The sequence below is a fragment of the Actinomyces sp. HMSC075B09 genome, from assembly GCF_001812395.1.
Taxonomy (GTDB): domain Bacteria; phylum Actinomycetota; class Actinomycetes; order Actinomycetales; family Actinomycetaceae; genus Gleimia; species Gleimia europaea.
Window position 1 is genome coordinate 64,364 of sequence record NZ_KV808740.1, and the last position, 20,322, is coordinate 84,685.

Below are 20,322 nucleotides of genomic sequence, written 5' to 3' on the forward strand. Positions count from 1 at the left end.
CATGCGGGAAATAGTGGGCTAATATCACGTTTCACGCACTCGCGAACGCCCAAGTTCGAAGGGCGTCGAGCGCTACTAGGGTAGACAGCTTATCCGCGTTTCAGAGCCGCCTGGTTAGCCGCGGTTTGGGGCCGCGAGCGGACCTTCACCACCGGAAGCGTTTTCGAGGCCGGCGGGAACGCCCGCCGGGTCTGAACCGAGGTTGATGATCCGGTTGTCTTTGTCGACCAACACAACTTTGCCTTTGAAGCCTCGCGCCATGGATTCGGGCACGGACTGGTAAGCGATGATGATGACGATGTCACCGGGGTTGGTCAGGTGCGCGGCGGCGCCGTTTAGCTGGATGACTCCCGATCCAGCCTCGCCATTAATGGTGTAGGTGGAAAGGCGGTTTCCATTGGTTACGTTCACAATGTCAACGCGTTCGCCTTCAAGTATCCCGGCTGCTTCCAGCAGGGTTTTATCGACGGTTATGGACCCAACGTAGTTGAGGTCCGCGCCGGTCACGGTGGCGCGGTGAATCTTGCCGCTCATTAGCGTGCGGTAGATTTCGTTAGCCATTGGAGGCCTCCCCAATGTTCAAGATCGTGTTGTCAATCAGGCGCGTATTGCCAACGTAGGCGGCGAGGGCCAGCACGGCTTCCCCGGCCTCTACGGATTGGAATGTGGTTGGCTCAACCAGCTCGACATAGTCGATTTTCACGTCCGCATTTTCGAGGACGCAGCGGGCAGCCTGCTTGATTTGGCTTGCGCTCGCCCCGCTGTTGCTGGCTTGTTTACCGGCTTTGAGGGCGCCGCTGAGGGAAAGCGCTTGCTGGTGCTCTGCGTCGGAGAGGTAGGCATTGCGCGAGGAGAGGGCGAGGCCGTCATCGCCGCGCACGATGGGCGCGCCAACGATTTGGACGGGCATGTCGAGGTCGCGAACCATCTGGCGAATGAGTGCCAGCTGCTGTGCATCCTTTTGGCCGAATACGGCAACATCCGCACCGGTGAGGTTGAACATTTTGTGCACTACCAGCAATACGCCTGCAAAGTGTGTGGGCCGCGTTTTGCCTTCTAAAACCGTTGCGGTGGGCCCCGGGTTGATAGTGACAGAGGCTTCACCCGGATACATTTCGTTAGCGGCGGGCGCAAACACGAGGTCCGCGCCCACCTTCGCAACCGCTTTGAGGTCGGCATCGAGGTCACGCGGGTACTTGTCGAAGTCTTCACCGGGGGCGAACTGAGTGGGGTTCACAAACACTGTGACCATGACGTGGTCGGCGTGCTTCTTGGCCTCTTTAATGAGGCTGAGGTGCCCGTCGTGCAACGCGCCCATGGTCATGACCAGGCCGAGCCGTCCAGGCAGTTTCGCTAGTGCGGCTCGTAGTTCTTCGCGGGTCTTTACGACTTGTGGTTCCAAGATGCCTCCTTTGCGACTATTGTGCTCCTTTGGGCGCGCTAGGCGCGAATCCGGAGGGCCACTTGTGGCCAACTTGCCACTTTTATTCTTCACCCAAAGCACGCAAGACGGCCTGCACTTGGTTTTCGCCAAGGAGCAGGTTGTCGCCGGCCAGGTGAGCGGTTGTGCGCGCCATGTTCCGGTAGCTCTCTAGGATCGAGTTCAAACCGGCCTCAGATAATGCCTTCTGGTGATCTTTGAGGGTGCCGGTGTCCGCGCGGCGGACGGGCCCGGTCAGGCCGTGCGCACCTTCGGAGAGGGCGCGCTCCAAAGCGGCATTTAGGAGCGGGCGGATATAGAGTTCAGGGTTTTCGATGCCGGCGGCTTCAAGGATAGAAAGGGCCTCGTTGACAAGGGTGACGAGGTGGTTGGCTCCGTGAGTAAGGCCCGCGTGATAGAGCGTGCGGTCTTCCTCTTCAACCACGCAAGGTTCCATGCCCATTTCCATCGCGAGCGCTGATGCGATGGGTAGTGCCACCGCGGTTGCGGTGATGGCCGCGGGACACATCTGCAGGCGCTCAACGTCCAAGCTGGTGCCGGTAAACGTCATCGCGGGATGCAGGGCAATGGGCAGGGCCCCAGCGGCTTGCGCGGCTTCGAGCACGTTGATGCCGTGCACGCCGCTCGTGTGCATAACGACTTGGCCGGGGCGGAAGCACCCGAGTATTGCCAGGCCTTGTATGAGAGGCTCGATCTGGTCGTCAGGAATAGCGATGACTACTAGCTCCGCCTGGCACGCCTCGTCGGGTTCGATTACGGGAACGCCCAGGATCGCTTCCGCAGCGTCATTTCTTTCGGGATTGGATGATCGCGTGATGCCGATGATTTCGTGGCCCACGAGTTGTAGAGCGCGGCCAATCACCGGGCCCACTCGGCCCGCGCCAATGATGCCTACGCGAAAGCGCCCCGCTTTCACTGCTGCTCTCCCCCATTTTGCTCGAAGCTACCCGGCTCGCCACCAGCCGTCCTGCTTTCGTAAGCACTGTGAGTCTGGCGGGCACCGGGAACGGCTCTAGCAGCCCAGGCTTCCTGGCTTTCCTTTTGGCGGCTGATGGTGGCGCGGCGCGTGATTTCAGCGTAGAGACTGGATGCAAGCGCGCTGTCCAGGTGCTCAATGAATAAACTGGATTCAACCAGGTGGAAGTTAATACCCGCGAGGTCTTTCTTGCGGTCCCACGGGCCTTGGCTGATTAGCGTGGACTGCAGGCGGTCATAGGTCAGGACCGAGAATGACCGGGTTAAGAAACCGTCGCGCAGCAGGATCGCCACGTCGGTTAGTTTGATTGAGCGGCGGCGCCAAACCAGCGGGTCGAACAGGCGTGAGCGCTGCGGGTTCTGACTGAATCCAAGCATCTCACCTTCGCCCTCAATGCCGTACATGATTGTTTCAACCGGGTTAGAAACACCAAGGTCGGGGTAGACCATCCATAGGGCTTGGAGCATTTCTTCACGCGTGCCTACAGGAAGCAGTAGGTCGTGCTCTACCTTGTCTTGCGCGTTCGCCGCGAAACCGGCCTGGATAATTTTGACTCTGTACCAGCCAAAAAAGCGCCAGAAGAATGGTTGGGAAACCGTCACTGCGTGAATGCGTTGCACCGGAATGGTTTGCGCACGGGTGGATAGAAGACCTGAGCGGACGCGAATACCATCATGGGTTACAAATGCGGTGAATCCGAAGTTGTTTGCAAACTGGTTGAACGGGTAGGCAAACAAGGCGAACCCACCAACAAGCACGGGAATCATTGCGGCAAAAGAAGCGCCCTCAACCAAAGTGCCGATTATGGAACCCGCGGCGATGGCCAATCCCACAAGAATAGAGAAGATAATCCCCATGTTGAGCGCCAACGACGCGGCAAGGCGGCCTGCAGGAACTTTGTAGATAATCTGCTCGAGCTCCTCCACCGGCGCGCCAAGGCCTTGAGTCTGATCGATTCCCGCCTGGACATTCTCCAAGGCGGTCGGGGCTACGCCAGCCTCGCCTGCGGGAACACCGCCCGTTGCATCAGCATCTAGCTTCCCTGCTTTGCGTAGTTTCGCAGTGCGCGATTCTGACAGCACCTCGCGGCGAACATCCTCTAACTGCTGCGTTTTAAGTAGCCCCAGCTGGAAGTTAGAGTCCGTGCCACCAGCAACCTCAATATCTATACGTCCCAGGCCCAAAATGCGGCCAATCAACGGGTGCGTGATGTTTACAGCCTGAATTCGGTCTAGTCGCGCATGGCGCTGACTACGAAAGAGGATTCCTTCGCGGTAGTACACGGCGTCGTGAGTTATTGCGAATCCCATTTTGCGCCAGGCAATCCAAGAGTAGATGCCGGCCGCAACCACGATCAGGAGGATCCCGGCCGCGATCACGAGGAAGACAACCGCCGGCCCGTAGGTTTCGATCAGACCAAGCGTGGTGAGCTCTTTAAGCACGTCGGCAAACTGGTAAAAGATAAAAGCGAAGAAGGCTGCGAACACGGCCCAGGTTTTCGCTAGGGGCGTGACGGGGTGCAACGACCTCCACTCGGATTCTGCAACGCCGCTTTCAACTGCGGTTTCTTTGCGTCCCTTTGCCATTTAGAGTCCTGCCAGTTCAGATTCGCCGCGCTCGGCAAGACTCGTGCGCAGGCGCGCTGCTTCTTTCGCGGACAGACCGGTGATAGATGCGTCCGTGGATGCCGAGGCCGTGTGCAGCTGCACTGTAGCGATGCCGAAGGCGCGCGCGATGGGCCCCTCAGATACGTCTACGTATTGCAGGCGCCCATAAGGCACAACGGTTAGTTGTTTCCACATGATGCCCGAGCGGATAAGCAGGTCAGATTCGGCTTCTGCGTAACCGATAGCGCGCACCTGCCGGGGAACAAGCCACAAAAGCCACGCGAAAAGGGCAACGACGGCCAGAACGTAAAGCCAAATCCACTTAGTTAAAAGAATGGCCATGACAATGCCGGGAATCACCATGATGGCAAACGTAATGAGCAGGCTAACAACCCGCACTTTCACGAGCGCGGGCGAAACACCGTAGAACTGCACGTCTGCGGGCAAGAAAGGACTGTCACCAACCACCTCGGTGTTGCCACTGAGGGTTTTGGGAGGTTGGAAGGGGAACACTCCCTCTGGTAGTTGCCCTGTATTTTGCGCTTCGCTCATCTGTTTCACCTGTCTGTGCCGTGCAGCGTTTTCAGGTTCAAGGTTACAGGTTCTGGCATTTTGGTTGCTACATGGCTACGCTCGCGGGGCTTTTTACATGTGCTGTTCAGATATTCTTAAGGCAACAGGTATGTGATGGAGAAATGGGTTTGAAGATGAGTGTGGATGACACGGGCGCAGAAGCGCGTCTGCTGGTGGTTGATGACGAGCCAAATATTCTTGATCTGTTGGCGTCATCGTTGCGGTTTGCCGGTTTTGAGGTGCTCACAGCCTCGGATGGAAAGTCCGCATTCCATTTGGCCACTACGGAAAATCCGGATCTGATCGTGCTTGACGTGATGCTTCCAGATATGAATGGTTTTACGGTGACGAGGCGTCTTCGCGAGTCTGGTTCACGCACTCCCGTGCTGTTCTTGACGGCTCGTGATCAGATGGATGACAAGATCGAGGGCCTCACGGTTGGCGGCGATGACTATGTGACAAAACCGTTTGGTCTTGAGGAGGTTGTGGCTCGCATTCGCGCAATCTTGCGCCGAACGAAGGCGGGCGATGACGACAACGTGCTTCGCATTGCGGACCTGGAGCTGGATGAGGGCGCGCACGAGGTGCGGCGCGCGGGTCAAGAGATTGACCTATCCCCCACCGAGTTCAAGCTTTTGCGCTACCTGATGATCAATGAGGGCCGCGTGGTGTCAAAAATGCAGATTTTGGATCACGTGTGGGAGTACGACTGGGATGGCGAAGCCGCGATTGTGGAATCTTATATTTCGTACCTGCGCCGTAAGCTTGCCGTTCCGGGTAGTTCTGGCGATTTGATCCATACGCGCCGAGGCGTTGGGTACATGTTGAGGCCTGAGAACGCCTAATATGAGGTCGTGCGAATCACGTAGGACCCTGCGGGAGGTTTGGTTCTCGGCAACCCTAAGAGCAAGACTCGTAATCTTGTTCACCTCGCTACTCACTGTTGCCCTCACGATTGCGGGAGCCGTGATGGTTGGCATCGTGCAGGCGCATTTGGTGAACCAGGTGGACCGCGAGCTGGAGAGCACGGGTAAGCAGCTGGCCGTCTCTACCGTTCGTTCGGTGATTGCCAGCGTGCCGGCCGATGTGCCTTCGAACTATTACATTCGGTTTACGTCAACCGATGGGGTAAGTCAGGTGGCTATTGCTACCGATACGTCGCAGCGTTACGGAATGCCAAATCCAGGGACGCTTTTGGCGCTTGATTCGGTTGTGCCGCCTAACGCGGTGACTAAGCCGGTGAATGTGCCCTCTTCGAAGCGTGATTCGTATTGGCGTGCGGTTGCCGTGCCCGTGTCGGTTGGCGATAAGCCTTACGGCGTGGTCACCGTTGCGCTCCCCCTTGCTAATACAACCGAGACGATTCTGAACTCGGCCCAATACTTCTCTCTACTTGGCCTGCTGATCGTGGTGGTGGGCGCGATGGCCTCTTACTATTTGATTCGCAGGTCTTTGTTCCCGCTTCGCCGCATCGAGTATGTGGCCGGTCAGATCGCTGAGGGCGATTTGACCCAGCGCGTTGACCCCGAGCCGGAATCGACCGAGGTTGGCTCGCTGGCGAAGAGTTTGAACGTGATGCTTGCGCAGATTGAGAATTCGTTTGCCCAGCAACAGCGTTCAGAAGAGCGCATGCGTCGCTTCGTTTCAGATGCGTCCCACGAGCTGCGCACTCCCCTCTCCGCTTTGCGCGGTTATGGCGAGCTCTACCGCATGGGCGGCGTGCCCGATGAGCGCGTCCCAGAGGTAATGCAGCGCATCGAGAACGAGTCGGTTCGCATGGGCAAGCTGGTTGAAGACCTGTTGACCCTGGCCCGGTTGGATGAGGTGCCGGAGATTCACCCGGAGCCGGTTGACCTCGTAAAACTGGCTCACGATTCGTTGTTTGACGTGAGCGCGTTGGACGCATCGCGCGTTGTGAGCGTGATTAGCATGAACGAGGACGAGCCTGCGCCTGACAGTCTGATTATTGAGGCTGACAAGGATCAGATCACGCAGGTGTTCACCAACCTGATTGGCAACATCATTCGGTACACTCCTAAGGGTTCTCCGGTAGAGATTGCGATTGGCCAGCAAGAAGGCCATGCGATCGTGGAGGTCCGTGACCACGGGCCGGGCATTTCGGCTCCTGACCGTGACCGCGTGTTCGAGCGTTTCTTCCGCACGGACGTGTCCCGCTCGCGCGCTTCGGGTGGTTCTGGCCTCGGTCTATCCATTATTGCTTCGATTCTGGCTTTACATTCGGGGCAGGCAACACTCGATAAGACTGAAGGTGGCGGCTTAACGGTCCGCCTGGTGCTTCCCTTGAAGCAAGATAAGACGGCTCCGTCTGCCGCAAAGTCGCAGTAGCAGCGCGCGAAGACGATTGATTCTTCGAGGGACTTCTTTGCCTATGTCTCCCGATGGACTTAGCATAGGTCTGTGGCTGAAATAGGTCAGGATTTGCCTGCGAGCGCGCCGGTTCCACCGTGGCTTCCGCGCACGTTTGTGAGCGCGGTGCTCGCGTGCGGCGTTGAGCCTGCACAGCAGGTGATTGATGAAGAGGTGCACGGTCTGCTCGCAGTTTGGCAGGCCCCGGATCGCCCGTATCACAATGTTGCCTATCTGAGCCGCGTGATTGCCGCGTTTGATCAGTTAGCGGCCGCCGCTCACACCCCGGAGTTGCTACAGATTGCGGCTTGGTATGCGGGTTTAGTCCCGCCCGAAGTCGTCAAGTGCGACACTGCGGATTCGGCTGAGTTTAAGGCGTCATGTTCGCACAGGATCTCGGATTCTTTGACGCGGCTTGGATTCTCGCCTGCAGTTTGTAAGCGAGTTTGTGAGCTGATCCGCGTGGTGGTTACCCACCGCGCGCCCGCTGAGAACGTGGATGCGACGACCTTGCTAGATGCGACGCAACGCGACCTGTCTGCAACTCCGCAGGAATACAAGCAGTATCGCGGCCTGCTTCGCCAGGAGTTCCCTAACTTGTCGGACCTGCAGTTTTGGAATGCGAGGCGCCGCTTTGTAAATTCAATGCTCGCCCGCCCGCAGATTTATCTCTCACCGGGAGGAACAGCGTGGGAGGTTTCTGCGCGGCAAAATCTTGAGGCTGAGCTGGCTAATCTTGACACGCTAATTGCTAAGGCTGATCCAGGTGCGTGTTTTGAGGATGAACCTGAGCAGGAGTTTGACCCGCTCACTACTACCTCCACGATGATAATTAAGAAGATCGGGGCGAAGAATGACCCGATCATCATGCGCAAAGATGATTTTGAGGAAGAGATCAGCGCGGAGCGTCCCGAAGCTACTCCCCCAATGGAAGATGCACCAGAGCCTGAACAAGACGATGCATCGTCTCTAGAAGATGACGGGGCTTCGTCCTTGGAGGATGAACCGGATGTGATTGCCCGTCCCGTGCAACGCAGTGTACGCAGGCTGTCTGCAAAAGAGCTGGCTCGCCTTGCACGCACGCGGGCCGAGCAGATCCACGAAGATGCGTTCACCGCTGGGGACGCCAGCCGTTTGCGCGAGCGGCTCGATAAGACAGCTGCGGACGCAGGCAAGCTCCGCGAGCACATTCAGGAAAAACGCGAGGACATAAGCAGGCTCCGCCAGCGGCTTTCGGATCGCGACCAGTAGCCCACATCTGCTACGCACCCAGTTCCTCGTACACCGTTCCTTCCACAACTCGGCGAAGCCCTCGCCTGCCCACACCCAAAGCGGCGCGCCGCGCATGCCTTTCCAGCGCCCTGCGACGATGGCGTTGCATGGCCGGCTGATAAGAAAGGAATGGCGATGACGGTTTTTCATGTGGATCCGGCGCAGGTGGCGCAGGCTTCGGCAATGGTGCGTGCAAGCGCAGAGGCGATCCGCGCTCAGGTGCAGGCAATGATGAGGCATTTGGATGCACTACAGGGGTCTTGGTCTGGCGCGGCGTCAGCCCAGTTTGAGGCGGCGGCGCAAAGTTGGCGTTCAACGCAGGTGATTGTTGAGCAGTCTCTGGATGAGATCGGGGTTCAACTTGCCGCAGCAGCAAGCACGTATTCGGATGCCGAGGCCGGCGCGGCCGCCTTATTCGCAAGGTAGATAAACGAAACCCACCCGGATTCGCAACGGCCCTGCTTTGAGGCAAAGAATACGGGTGGGTATGACTGTGGGCGCGGTTTCCCGCGCCCACAGCTCGCCTATTGCTGGTTTAGTACATGCCAGCCATTTCGTCGGCACCCGGAGCGGCCGGTGCCGGCGGCTCGGGCTTGTCAGCCACGATTGCCTCGGTGGTGAGGAACATGCCGGCGATGGATGCCGCGTTCTGCAGTGCAGAGCGGGTTACCTTTACCGGGTCGGCGATGCCGGCCTTGAGCATGTCTTCGTATTCACCGGTTGCAGCGTTGAGGCCTTCACCTGCGGGCAGGTGCTTCACCTTGTCTACAACTACGCCGCCTTCTAGGCCTGCGTTTACCGAGATCTGCTTGAGCGGCGCTTCAACCGCTACGCGAACGATGTTCGCGCCGGTGAGCTCATCGCCTTCGAGGTCAAGATCGGCAAGCTTCTGAGCGGCCTGAATGAGGGCCACGCCACCACCGGCGACGATGCCTTCTTCTGCAGCCGCCTTCGCGTTGCGCACAGCATCCTCAATGCGGTGCTTACGCTCCTTCAGCTCAACCTCGGTTGCAGCACCGGACTTGATGACGGCTACACCACCAGCGAGCTTGGCAAGGCGCTCGTTGAGCTTCTCCTTGTCGTACTCGGAGTCCGAGTTCTTGATCTCAGCGCGAATCTGCGCAACGCGGCCGTCAATGGCCTCCTTGGTGCCTGCGCCCTCAACGATCGTGGTTTCATCCTTGGTGACAACGATCTTGCGAGCCTGGCCCAGGACGTCGAGGTCAGCGGTTTCAAGCGAAAGACCAACGGTTTCCGAAATGACCTGGCCGCCGGTCAGGATAGCCATATCCTGCAGCATGGCCTTACGACGGTCACCAAAGCCCGGGGCCTTAACAGCAACGGACTTGAACAGACCGCGGATCTTGTTCACAACGAGGGTTGCAAGAGCCTCGCCCTCAACGTCGTCAGCGATGATCAGCAGCGGCTTACCCGCCTGCATGACCTTCTCCAGCAGCGGGAGCAGGTCCTTCACGTTAGAGATCTTGCCTTCAACGAGCAGAACGTAGGCGTCCTCAAACACGGCTTCCTGACGCTCCGCGTCGGTTACGAAGTACGGGGAGAGGAAGCCCTTTTCGAAGCGCATGCCCTCGGTGGTTTCGAGGGTGGTTTCGAACGAATTGGTCTCTTCAACCGTGATAACGCCTTCACGGCCAACCTTGTCCATGGCCTGCGCAATAAGGCGGCCAATCTCAGCGTCGTTTGCCGAGATGGATGCGGTTGCTGCGATCTGGTCTACGGTTTCGATTTCCTTCGCGTCGGCGTGGAGGTTCTCCACTACCTTCGCAACGGCGGTGTCGATGCCGCGCTTAAGCGCGATCGGGTTTGCACCTGCGGCAACGTTGCGCAGGCCTTCACCTACGAGTGCCTGGGCCAAAACGGTTGCGGTGGTGGTGCCGTCACCCGCGACGTCGTCGGTCTTCTTTGCAACTTCTTTGACGAGCTCGGCGCCGATCTTTTCGAGCGGATCCTCTAGCTCAACTTCCTTTGCAACAGAAACACCGTCCTTCGTGATGGTGGGGGCGCCCCACTTCTTATCGAGGACGACGTTACGGCCCTTGGGGCCTAGCGTTACCTTTACGGTGTCGGCGAGGGCGTTGAGCCCGCGCTCCATGGCGCGGCGTGCTTCCTCGTCGAACGCAATCAACTTGGACATGTTTTTCCTCCGCTGTAGCGGTTGTTGGCTACGAGGTGCCCGCGACGGACGGCCAGCCGGGTTTGCGTTTCTGTCTCGCAAATGGTGGCCTCACCCGGTAACCCTTGCTTTATCACTCAACGCTTGTGAGTGCTAATAAGTATTTTGGCACTCTAACGAGCAGAGTGCAAGACGAGTCAGCTAATAGCCCAAAAAGTTGAGGCGACCAGACTCAAGTCTGGCCGCCTTTGCGAGTTTGCATTTTGGACTCCCGCGCCACGCGGACCTCGCGCAACGCGGGGAGTTACGGGAAGTTTTAGTAGTCGCCCTTTAGAACTACCACGTAGTCGGAGTTACCCAGATCCGTGCTGTTCTCAGAGAGGTTGCTAATGCCGAGGATTTCACCAATCGCTTCAGCTCCCGCGCGCGTTCCGGGCGCGTAGTAGATGGTGGTGGCTTCAGTGAGCCAGCCCGAAGCGTTGGAAGCACTCACGTACTGGTATCCGTCCGCCTGCAGTTTGCCGACGGCCTCGGCAGCTAGACCATTGATCCGCGTGCCGTTGAGGATTTGAATGGCGACGTCTTTAGAGACGGCAGGTTCGGTCTCGGTGGGCTCTTCCGTTGGTTTTTGCGTGGTAGCTTCCGTAGTGGCCTCGGCATTGGTGGGCGCTTCCGTGGTTTCGGTGGGCGCCTGCGTTGCGACTGTGGTCGACTGCGTTTCAGCCGTTTGATTGTCGCTGCGACTGGTGATGAATGACACCGCGCCCCATGCGAGCACGGGGACGATGATTAGAACGAGCAGGAAGGGCAGCACGGTTTTCCAGCGAGATGGCTTCTCGCGGAACAGGCCCACGGGGCCTTCGGCGCCTGCCTGGTCGAATTCGTCTTCAGGATATTGATGCAAACTCACGGTTTCAGCGTACCGGTTTTCTACTTTCATCTGCTCATCCACGCCGATATTGGCTGATTGGGTGCGGCGTTGCCGCGTAGGATGAGGGCGTGACTGCTTTGCCTTTATCCGATTTGATTGACGAGGGGTGGGCCCAGGCTTTGGGCCCACTGGAGCCGGAGATTCACCGGCTTGGCAACATGCTGCGTGAGGAGAACCGCCTGGGTAACGGCTACCTGCCGGCAGGCACGGACGTGTTGCGAGCGTTCACGTACCCGTTTGAGGACGTGAAGGTGCTCATTATTGGGCAGGATCCCTACCCCACGCCAGGGCATGCAATGGGTCTGTCGTTTTCGGTGCGCCCGGGAGTGGCTCCGCCGCGCTCGCTAGTAAATATTTTCAACGAGTTGCATGAGGATTTGGGTGTGCCGGTGCCAACGTCGGGAGATTTAACCCCGTGGGCGCGCGAAGGTGTGTGTTTGATGAATCGCGTACTCACAGTGCGTCCGGGCGCCCCAGGTTCACACAGGGGCCGGGGCTGGGAAGCCGTAACCGAGGCTGCCATCCGCGCCCTGGTAGCTCGCGACCTGCCATTGGTGGCTATTTTGTGGGGACGCGATGCGAGGTCGGTAAAGCCCCTGCTGGGGAACACGCCGGTGATTGAATCTGCACACCCCTCTCCCCTGTCAGCTCGCCGAGGGTTCTTCGGGTCCAGACCATTTTCGCGAGCAAATGAGCAGCTGATCCAAATGGGCGCTACGCCTGTGAACTGGGATTTGACGGCAGGGGCTTAGGTAAACATTTCACTAACGAGCACGCAACGGGGTGCGAATTTTTCGTGCTTAATGCAGTTTTGGCGTCCTCAAGGTGCCTGCAATGGGCATTCGCGTAAGGATAGCGTTACCTGGTTTTCTGGAAGCTACCACAAACTTCACGCAGGAAACCGTTCCAAAAGTTGAACCGATTTTGACGATAGGAGCCAGGAATGACTCGTTCAACTGGTAGACACGCGCTTTTGAAGACCTCTGCAGCTGTTGGAGTTGCGGTACTTGCCCTGTCAGCGTGTAGCGGTGGAGACACCGATGCGAAGCCTTCCGAGGCACCCTCCACGCAGGCGGCTACAACCGATACCTCAGCAACCGCCCAGACACCAGGCGCCAAGAGCGAGGCCGAGTACGCGGCGGCTCTAAACGGCCTCACTTATCATGGGGAGCCGCTAGAGCTAGGGACTCGCGAACAGTTGGAAGAGAACTGGTCTGGCGACATGCTCGCCGCTAACCAGGAGGGCGTTGTTTACGAGCCTTCCAAGTGTGGGGATCTGTTTAAGGCCAACATGGGGCGTTTGGACGCGTTGACGGCTGACGCTTCTAAAGCTGTGTTTGCACATGGCTACATTGAGAACCTCAATATGACCGCGCAGATTTGGCCGGGCGGTGCCAGCAAGGTTGATCTGGAGGAGAACCGGGAGTTAGTAAAAAACTGTCCGTCAATGACGATGGCGGATGAGGAAACGAATCTTGGTATCTCGCTCGCATCATTCCCGGTGGATGTTCCCGGAGTGGATACTCATGGGGAGATCATGACGATGGTGACATCAGCTGGTACAGCAATGTTGTACACGGCCTATGCGACGCATGGTGATGATGTGATTTTGGTTGGCTCGGGTATTCGTTCCACGGATACGAGCGAGCTGGAAGCCATGGTTAAACAGGTTGTAGAGAACCTGCAGTAGCTTGGTTACCTTCTTGCGCTACTAGGCATGGGCCTGGCCGCGGAAAGTAACGAGCAAAATAAAAATATGGCGGGAATACAGGTTTTGTATTCCCGCCATATTTGATTTGAGTTAGCGGCTATTGCCCGAAGGCTTCGCTATTGCTCGTTTAGCGCTGGGAGTTGCGCCTGCGCATCGCGGTGAGGCCTGCGCCTGCCAGTAGCAACGCGGCGGCTGCTGCTAGCGAGCCCTCGACGCTAACACCGGTGCGGGCCAGTGATGAACCGCTCTGAGCGCCTGACTTAGCAGACTTGCTGGGGTCAGTTTCAGCGCCCGGAGTGCTCGGCTTATCGCTGGACGTCGTGCCCGGCGTTGTCTCACCTGGCTGCGTCGGATCCGTTGGATCGGACGGGTTGGCCGGGTCCGTTGGCTCGGTCGGATCGGTGGGATCAGTCGGCTCACCCGGTTGCGTCGGCTCCGTCGGATCGGTAGGATCCGTTGGATCGGTGGGATCCGTCGGGTCAGACGGGTTAGCTGGATCTGTTGGTTCGGTCGGATCGGTAGGATCAGTCGGCTCGCCCGGTTCCGTCGGGTCAGACGGATCAGTGGGATCCGTTGGCTCGGTCGGATCGGTCGGCTCAGTAGATTCCGTCGGATCAGTCGGATCTTCACAGACGCACTTGGTGCCCACGCGTACCTTGCGCGGCTGCGGATCCTTGGTGACCTTTTCAGATGTTTCCGGATCGCCTACCGGCTCGCCATTCTCGAGCTTCCAGGTCTTGGTGATTTCCTTCTCACCGTAGGAACCTGGCTGGTCCTCAACCATCTTGCCAGCTTCGAGGTTCGGGTCGTATTCGATCAGCGTGTCGTACGGAGTCTTTTCCGTGTGCTTGTCCGTCAGCGTTGTCTGAGTCTTGGCAGGGCCAACTTCGACGATGTGCTTAACCGGATCGCTGATCTTCTGGGAGGAATTCTCCTTGGAGACCTCCCCGTTCTCAACATTCACCGTGACGGTGTGCTTGATCTCGCCCTGCTTGCCTTCCTGAACAACCTTGGTTTCACCAGGCTTCAGTTCAGGATTGACACGCACCTCGACCTCGAACGGAGTCTTTTCCGTCCACTCAACCGTGGTTGAGGCAGGCTTGCCCTTGGTGCCTACCTTGATGATCTTGTTGACAGGATCTGTCACGCGCTTGATTTCGGTCTTGGTGTCCACAACCTGCGAGTTCTCAATGGTCTGGGTAGTAGTTACCTTGTCCTTGCCAAGAACACCTTCCTGCACGGTTTCCTGCTTGCCAGCATCCATCGTGTCATCGAAGACGATCTCGGTCTCGAACGGAACGTCCACCTCGTATTCGGAGGTCTTGGTACCGGTGGTCTTGGTGCCAACGCGAATGATCTGCTTCTTCGGCTCCTTGGTACGATCAGTGGTCACGGTCGGGTCGCCGTCTGGCTTGCCGTCCTTGATCTTCTGAGTCGAGGTCACAACCTCGGTACCAAGCTCACCCTGCTGGTCAACAACCTGCTTGCCCTTTTCCAAGGTGTCATCGAAGACGATCTCGGTTTCGAACGGAACAGGCTTCTCAACCTTGGTCACCACAGAGGTGTCTTCAGCCTTCGGACCGTACTCAATGATCTCATTGACCGGATCCTTAGTCTGCTTCTCTTCAGGCGTAACCGTTGCCTGATCACCCTTCGCGGCGAAGTCAGCCGTGTAGGTCTTTTCACCCGGGACGCCCTTTTGGACAACCTTGATCTCACCCGGCTTCAATTCCGGGTTCGGACGGGTCTCAACCTCGAATGGAACCTGGGCAGTCCACGTAACCTTCTCAGATGCCTCAGACGGCTTGGTGCCGACCTTGATCACCTGGTCTACAGGCTTCTCAGTGATCTCCTCGGAGATCTTCGGATCACCCGGAATAGAGTTGACGATTTCACGTTCGATCGTGACCTTCTTCTTACCAGGCTTACCCTCGGTAACCGTCTCAGAGGTACCCGCAGGCATGTTCGGATCAAACTCGATCTTCACGCCGAATGGAACCTCAGACTCAGCCGTTTCGGTGTTGGTACCGGTGGTCTTGGTGCCAACGCGAATGATCTGCTTGACCGGCTCTGCAGTGCGTTTGGTGTCGACCACTGGATCGCCGTTCGGCTTTCCATCAACAAGCTTCTGCGTCGAGGTTACGGTGTCCTCGCCAAGCTTTCCTTCCTGGTCAACGTTCTGTTCACCAGCTGCCAGAGTGTCGTCGAAGACAACTTCAGTCTCAAACGGGACAGGCTTCTTCACCGTGGTGACCAGTTCGCTAGCACCCAAGCGTGGACCGTACTCGACGATACGAGGCTTCGGCTCCTTAGTGGTTTCTTCCTCTGCAACCTGAGCCTCGGAACCCTTAGCGGTGAACTTAGCGGTGTAGGTCTTCTCGCCGTTCTCACCTTCCTGGACAACCCTTGTCTCACCAGGGGCTAGATCCGGGTTTTCGCGAACCTCGGTTGGGTACGGGATCGGAACCGTCCAGGTCACGTCCTTAGCGCTCTCAGCCGGCTTGGTACCGACCAGGACAACCTCATTCTTGGGTTCCTGGGTACGCTCCCACTCGCCGTCCTTCGTCATCTTTTCCTTGCCAGGCTCGCCCTTGGTTTCAACCTTGTACTCACCGGCAGGGATAGAAGAATCGAACTTGTATTCGACCTCGAACGGGACTTCGCGCTCCGGAGCCTTAACGACGTTGACCACAGCGGAGGTGGCGTCCTTAGAACCGTCCTCATAGGTCACGGTTACGGGAACCTTAACCTGGTCGCCCGGCTTCGCGGTCTTAGGCGCGGTGGAGATGACGTGGCCATCTTTATCCAGGCTAACGATCCAGTCGCCGTTATCAGTCTTCAGCGTGTAGGTCGGGTTGCCAAACTCATTCGTGTCGCCGGTCGGAGTGATGTGCTCCGGTAACGGAGCAATCTCGTAAGGCTTGTTCTCAGCAACCTTGATGCCTTCCGGCTTTTCGATTGCCAGGGGCGATGTCACCGTGTCGCCGGGGTACACCGTCTTCGGCGGGATAACCGGGTTGGACTCCCAGTTGTTCATCAACTTCACCACTGTGGTTACAGGAACCTCAGTGGTCAGACCGCCAGGCGCATTCACCTTGACAGTAACGGTGTTCTTGTCACCCGGCTTCGAATTGGCCGGCGGAGTGGAGGAAACCACACCGGTATTAGGATCGATAGTGTACTTCCAGCCGTTATCCGTGGTCTGCGTCAGCACGGGCTTGCCGTCCGTGTAGCCGAACGAGAACGTGGAGCCGTCTGGAGCACCATCAACATGGTGGTCGACGGCCTGATTCGGCCCGGTCACCTGGACGTCGTATGACGCTTTCAAGTCACCCTTGATGACGACGACAGTGCCTACAACCGTCTGCGGCTTCTGCTTGCCTTCCTCACTGTAGTGGGCCTGGACGGGAACGTTCAGGATGTCGCCTTCCTGCGCATCCTTCGGAATCGTGGTCGTGATCTCGCCAGTCTTCTCGTCGACATAAACGGTCCATGTCTTACCGTCCTTGCTGGTAAGAGTGGTTTTGTTCGTGCCGTCTTCGAAGGTGTAGCGCTGCGGCGCCTCATCTGACGTGTTACCACTCAGACCGCGCTCCGGGATTTCCGGAATAAGGCTGACACTCGCGTTTGGCTGCCCCGTAACCGTGTCATAGTTCGGGATCTTGATGTCTGCGATCGCCTGGAACTGAACCTCGATATCATCCGTGGTCTGGTCCGGGTAGGTGGCCTTCACCTTCGGGGTGATGATCGTACCCGGTGCAACGGTGTCATCTGCCTTCGCGGTGACCTTACCCGTCTCATCGACGGTCACGGTCCAACCGTCCGGTACGGTAGCTGGGTCGATCTCGAACTTGGCCGGGTGAACAGGCTTGTGGCCCTTCATGATGGACCTAGTGCCCACCTGGGACGTGATTTCCTGGTTGAGTTTGCCCTTGGACAGGCCCGGGCGTACCAGGTCGGTCACCTGCGTGTTGTTCGGATCAACAACTACCATAAGCTGTAGCACGTCAGTGGAGCCGTTAGAGTACTCCACCGTGATCTTCGGCTGCGCGAAAGCACCCGGTTTCGGGTTCTCTGGAGCAGTGACGGTGACGTTGTAGTCACCGTCCATCTCAACGGTCCAGCCCTCGTAGACGTACTTCTCGTCCAGCTCTAGCTTCGCCTCAAAGCCGCCCTCGGTCTTTTTCTTTGCCAGCTCCTTGATCAAGTCAGCGGTCTGAGTGAAGGTGACCTTTTGCGGCTCGGTGGCCAGCGGGCCGGTTGGGCTATCTACACCCGAAATAATCGAGGCATCGGTCTTGTCGTACTGCGGGTTGTGGTATTCGGTGTCGTCCAGGGAGAACGCCGTGGAGTCGATGACGTTCGCCTTGTTGTAACGGGTCAGCGAGTTAGAGCTGCTGAAAGCGGCGTCGTGTTCAATATACTCGTTAGCACTCTTGGCTGCAGCCTGGAGTTGCTCCACACTACGCGGCTTCGCCAGAACGGAGAAGTTCACGTTCTTGTCAGTGGCCAGGTCGGTGCCGCGGTACTCCGGCCAGGTGAAATAAATTTCGCCATTTCCGTCGATACGCAACATCTGCTCGCCGCCGGAGGCCGCCGGATCGGAGGTGCCGATGAACTTGCCGTTGCCATCGTAGGCCTCTACAACCATGCGGGACATAGAATCGTCCGTCCCACCGTTCTGCACAGCAGGCACGTTGATCTTGCCAACCTTGGTTATTTCACCGGGGACGATCACGTGCTTCTCGAAAGACTCCCACGACACCGTGATCGGGTTACATTCGATGTTCTCGCTCGGCCAGGGGTTCACGACTACGGAGACAAACGCACTGTTGCCTTGCGTCGCGCGGGGGTTTGCTTCTGAAGTGTTAGCCTGCTTGTAGTCGCTCTTCCACGCGTAACGCACGGGGTTTTTAGCAGTAGCTTCAGCGTACTGCTTGACCTTCTCTTCGGTCAGGTTCGCATTGAGATTAAGATTCAGCTGACGACCGCTTTTAGTAATCTCGATGCTTTCATCGGCCTTGTGTGTGACGTTCTTGCCAAGAAAGGTCTGGCTGACATTCATAGAGGGAACTTGACCCGCATCGAGGTACGCGCTCATCTGGCCTGAATTGGTGAAGCCCCAATCGGCGAACGTGCGGTCCTTCGAGTTATCGAAGGAAAGGCTCAATCCCCAAGCGGTCTTAGAAGGGCTGGTGGCGCTTGGCTCCAGGGTGTTCCAGCTGAAACCAGCCTGGCTGCCATCAGAATCACCGCTCTCAACGAGACACGAGCCGGCCGGTAGGTCTGAGGCCTTCTGGGCGTCCCGCTCTACCGCGCCAGACTTGTCGCGAATGCCGCCGGTAAATGTTGCCGCGGCAGCTGACTGCGGGGCGATAAAGCTTGGTGCAACTCCAAGCGTGCTTCCTACCAAAGCTACGACTGAAAGCGTAACCAAAGAAAAACGCAAAGCGCGTTTTGGTTCGGTGGCGGGTTGTGGCATACGCATGTATTTTCCTTAATCCAACTAGTCCTGGGACATTCTGGAAGTCTCATTGGCCCCAATGAAGTCAGTATTGTGTTGTGGCCGCCCAAATACTCCGGCGCACTTTGACTTCGTCCTACGTCCGCGGGGCGCCCATATACTATAGCATCCACGGGCGCTGGCTTTATAGGGGAGGTTCTGCGCTCTGCAGGTGATATTACGCACTGTATGGGACGAATAGTCTATTGACTTCTGTCCCGGTAGCACGCCTGTGGTTCGAGGTTTTATATGAGTACGGGGGTGAGACCGTTTGGGTCTCACCCCCGTACTGTTATGCCGGTGCTGCGTCGGCTAGGCGATTAGTTCTCTTCGCCTTCGCGACGGCGTCGCATGAACGCCAGGCCGAGGCCTGCTACGCCCATTGCGGCTGCAATACCAGCGAGTCCTGCTACCTGCACACCAGTGCGTGCAAGCTTAGGCTTCTGGACTACCTTCTCGGTCGTCTCACCAGTGTTATCACCAGCGGCAGGCTTCTCAACGGTGACCGTCACGCGATCAATCTCGTTGCCGTCCTTGTCCTTGACGATGACAACGATCTTGTCACCAGGCTTAGCGTTGTCGTCGATGTCAACAACGAGGTTGCCGTCTCCATCGATTTCTGCCTTGCCCGGGCCATCGGTCTCGACCGTGGTGCCGTCATCAACAGGGCCGCCATCGTTCGGGATTACGACCTTGCCGCCCGGTTCACCCGAGCTGTCCTTCCAGTCCGGCGTCTTGGTGTCAGGCTCGCCGACCGTGACGGTGACGTCCACGTTGTCCTTGCTGCCATCCGGGTAGGTCACTACAACCGGAACGGTGATCTTGTCACCAGGCGTAGCATCCTCAGGAATGGTGACCGTGATGGAGCCATCCTCGTTAACGGTCACACCATCAGGCGTGCCCTCACCAGGAGTGAACGTGGTGCCCTCCGGAGGCGTTACCTCGTTGCCGTCGCCGTCCTTAAAGACAGGCTTGTCAACCGTGACGTCGGTACCAGGTTCACCAGAACCGCCGTTGTACTCAGGCTCGTACTTCTCGTTGTCCTTCGCATCAGGCTGCTCAACGGTGACAGTTACGTCAACGTTGTCCTTGGTGCCATCCGGGTAGGTAACCACAACAGGAACAGTGATCTTGTCACCAGGCGTAGCATCCTCAGGAATGGTCACCTTGATCTCACCAGTGTTCTCATCAATGGTCACACCATCAGGCACGTTCTCACCAGGAGTGAACTTGGTGCCCTCCGGAGGCGTTACCTCGTTGCCGTCGCCGTCCTTGAAGACAGGCTTGTCAACCGTGACGTCATCACCAGGCTTGCCGGTGCCGTCCTCGTACTCAGGCTCGTACTTCTCGTTGTCCTTGGTTTCAGGAGTGTCCGGAACGTTGCAAACCTCGTTCTGCTCGGTCGTGTAAGTCCACGTCGTCTGAGTGCCCTCCGGGAAGGTGTAGCCCTCAGCCGGGGTTGCTTCAACCTTGACGGTCTGGCCGTAGTCGTAGACGTACTTGCCTTCAGCGTCAGGCGTTAGCTCCTTACCATCGACGGTGACCTTGTATACGACACCCTCGGTCTTTTCGACGGTGACGAACGGAGGCATCTCACAGTCTGCCGGGTCATCCGCGGACGCGCCCAGAGACGGGTTGTGCTCAGTCGGCTCACCCGGCGTTACCGGGGTTGCGTCCTTCTCGGTCACGGTGATCGTGACTGTAACCTCGTCGGTCGAACCATCCGGGTAGGTCACTACAACCGGAACCTCGATCTTGTCACCAGGCTTGGCGTCCTCAGGAATGGTCACCTTGATCTCACCAGTGT

15 protein-coding genes are annotated in these 20,322 nt (G+C 57.8%); 6 read left to right on the forward strand and 9 right to left on the reverse strand.

From position 1 onward, the window contains the following. Positions 1-114: 114 nt before the first annotated feature. From panD to HMPREF2854_RS06760, 5 genes are all read right to left on the reverse strand, one after another. Positions 115-561 carry an aspartate 1-decarboxylase gene (gene panD, locus HMPREF2854_RS06740; protein WP_070620803.1) on the reverse strand — a complete coding sequence of 149 codons (447 nt, stop codon included), beginning with the start codon at positions 559-561 and terminating at the stop codon, positions 115-117. Beyond that, a complete protein-coding gene (panC, locus tag HMPREF2854_RS06745; protein ID WP_070620857.1) occupies positions 554-1,402 on the reverse strand; it encodes a pantoate--beta-alanine ligase in 849 nt (282 codons plus the stop codon). The genes panD and panC overlap by 8 nt, the downstream gene beginning before the upstream one ends. Before the next feature lie 82 nt (positions 1,403-1,484). Further along, entirely contained in the window at positions 1,485-2,357 is an 873-nt protein-coding gene (locus tag HMPREF2854_RS06750; protein WP_070620806.1) for a Rossmann-like and DUF2520 domain-containing protein, read from the reverse strand. Beyond that, positions 2,354-4,003, reverse strand: a complete 1,650-nt coding sequence (locus HMPREF2854_RS06755) for a PH domain-containing protein (protein WP_070620809.1) — start codon at positions 4,001-4,003, stop codon at positions 2,354-2,356. The genes HMPREF2854_RS06750 and HMPREF2854_RS06755 overlap by 4 nt, the downstream gene beginning before the upstream one ends. After that, positions 4,004-4,576, reverse strand: a complete 573-nt coding sequence (locus HMPREF2854_RS06760; protein WP_083309440.1) for a PH domain-containing protein — start codon at positions 4,574-4,576, stop codon at positions 4,004-4,006. Between the two features lie 143 nt (positions 4,577-4,719). Here HMPREF2854_RS06760 and HMPREF2854_RS06765 point away from each other — a divergent pair, with 143 nt between their 5' ends. The 4 genes from HMPREF2854_RS06765 (at position 4,720) to HMPREF2854_RS06780 (ending at position 8,662) form a co-directional block, all read left to right on the forward strand. Further along, the gene (locus HMPREF2854_RS06765) at positions 4,720-5,442 is read left to right on the forward strand and encodes a response regulator transcription factor (RefSeq protein WP_070620812.1); all 723 of its coding nucleotides are present in this window, start codon (positions 4,720-4,722) and stop codon (positions 5,440-5,442) included. A gap of 1 nt (position 5,443) precedes the next feature. Continuing rightward, complete coding sequence (locus HMPREF2854_RS06770) at positions 5,444-6,943, forward strand: sensor histidine kinase (RefSeq protein ID WP_070620815.1); 1,500 nt, start codon at positions 5,444-5,446, stop codon at positions 6,941-6,943. 72 nt (positions 6,944-7,015) lie between these two features. Next, positions 7,016-8,215 (forward strand): HD domain-containing protein, encoded by a 1,200-nt coding sequence (locus HMPREF2854_RS06775; RefSeq protein ID WP_070620818.1) that lies wholly within the window; start codon positions 7,016-7,018, stop codon positions 8,213-8,215. Positions 8,216-8,371: 156 nt separating this feature from the next. Next, positions 8,372-8,662 (forward strand): WXG100 family type VII secretion target, encoded by a 291-nt coding sequence (locus HMPREF2854_RS06780; RefSeq protein ID WP_070620822.1) that lies wholly within the window; start codon positions 8,372-8,374, stop codon positions 8,660-8,662. Positions 8,663-8,771: 109 nt separating this feature from the next. Here HMPREF2854_RS06780 and groL read toward each other — a convergent pair whose 3' ends face one another. Together groL and HMPREF2854_RS06790 are read right to left on the reverse strand one after the other, a co-directional pair. Beyond that, a complete protein-coding gene (groL, locus tag HMPREF2854_RS06785; protein WP_070620825.1) occupies positions 8,772-10,391 on the reverse strand; it encodes a chaperonin GroEL in 1,620 nt (539 codons plus the stop codon). 295 nt (positions 10,392-10,686) lie between these two features. Beyond that, positions 10,687-11,310 carry a LytR C-terminal domain-containing protein gene (locus HMPREF2854_RS06790; RefSeq protein WP_070620829.1) on the reverse strand — a complete coding sequence of 208 codons (624 nt, stop codon included), beginning with the start codon at positions 11,308-11,310 and terminating at the stop codon, positions 10,687-10,689. 59 nt (positions 11,311-11,369) lie between these two features. Here HMPREF2854_RS06790 and HMPREF2854_RS06795 point away from each other — a divergent pair, with 59 nt between their 5' ends. Together HMPREF2854_RS06795 and HMPREF2854_RS06800 are read left to right on the forward strand one after the other, a co-directional pair. Further along, positions 11,370-12,053, forward strand: a complete 684-nt coding sequence (locus HMPREF2854_RS06795) for a uracil-DNA glycosylase (RefSeq protein ID WP_070620831.1) — start codon at positions 11,370-11,372, stop codon at positions 12,051-12,053. Positions 12,054-12,244: 191 nt separating this feature from the next. Then, complete coding sequence (locus tag HMPREF2854_RS06800; protein WP_070620836.1) at positions 12,245-12,991, forward strand: hypothetical protein; 747 nt, start codon at positions 12,245-12,247, stop codon at positions 12,989-12,991. A gap of 148 nt (positions 12,992-13,139) precedes the next feature. Here the strand turns inward: HMPREF2854_RS06800 and HMPREF2854_RS06805 are convergent, their stop codons facing one another. Together HMPREF2854_RS06805 and HMPREF2854_RS06810 are read right to left on the reverse strand one after the other, a co-directional pair. Further along, positions 13,140-18,500: a G5 domain-containing protein gene (locus HMPREF2854_RS06805; RefSeq protein ID WP_070620839.1), complete on the reverse strand. Its 5,361-nt coding sequence runs from the start codon at positions 18,498-18,500 to the stop codon at positions 13,140-13,142. Between the two features lie 335 nt (positions 18,501-18,835). Then, positions 18,836-20,322: YPDG domain-containing protein (locus HMPREF2854_RS06810; protein ID WP_222563172.1), on the reverse strand; the 1,487-nt coding region annotated here is incomplete at its 5' end.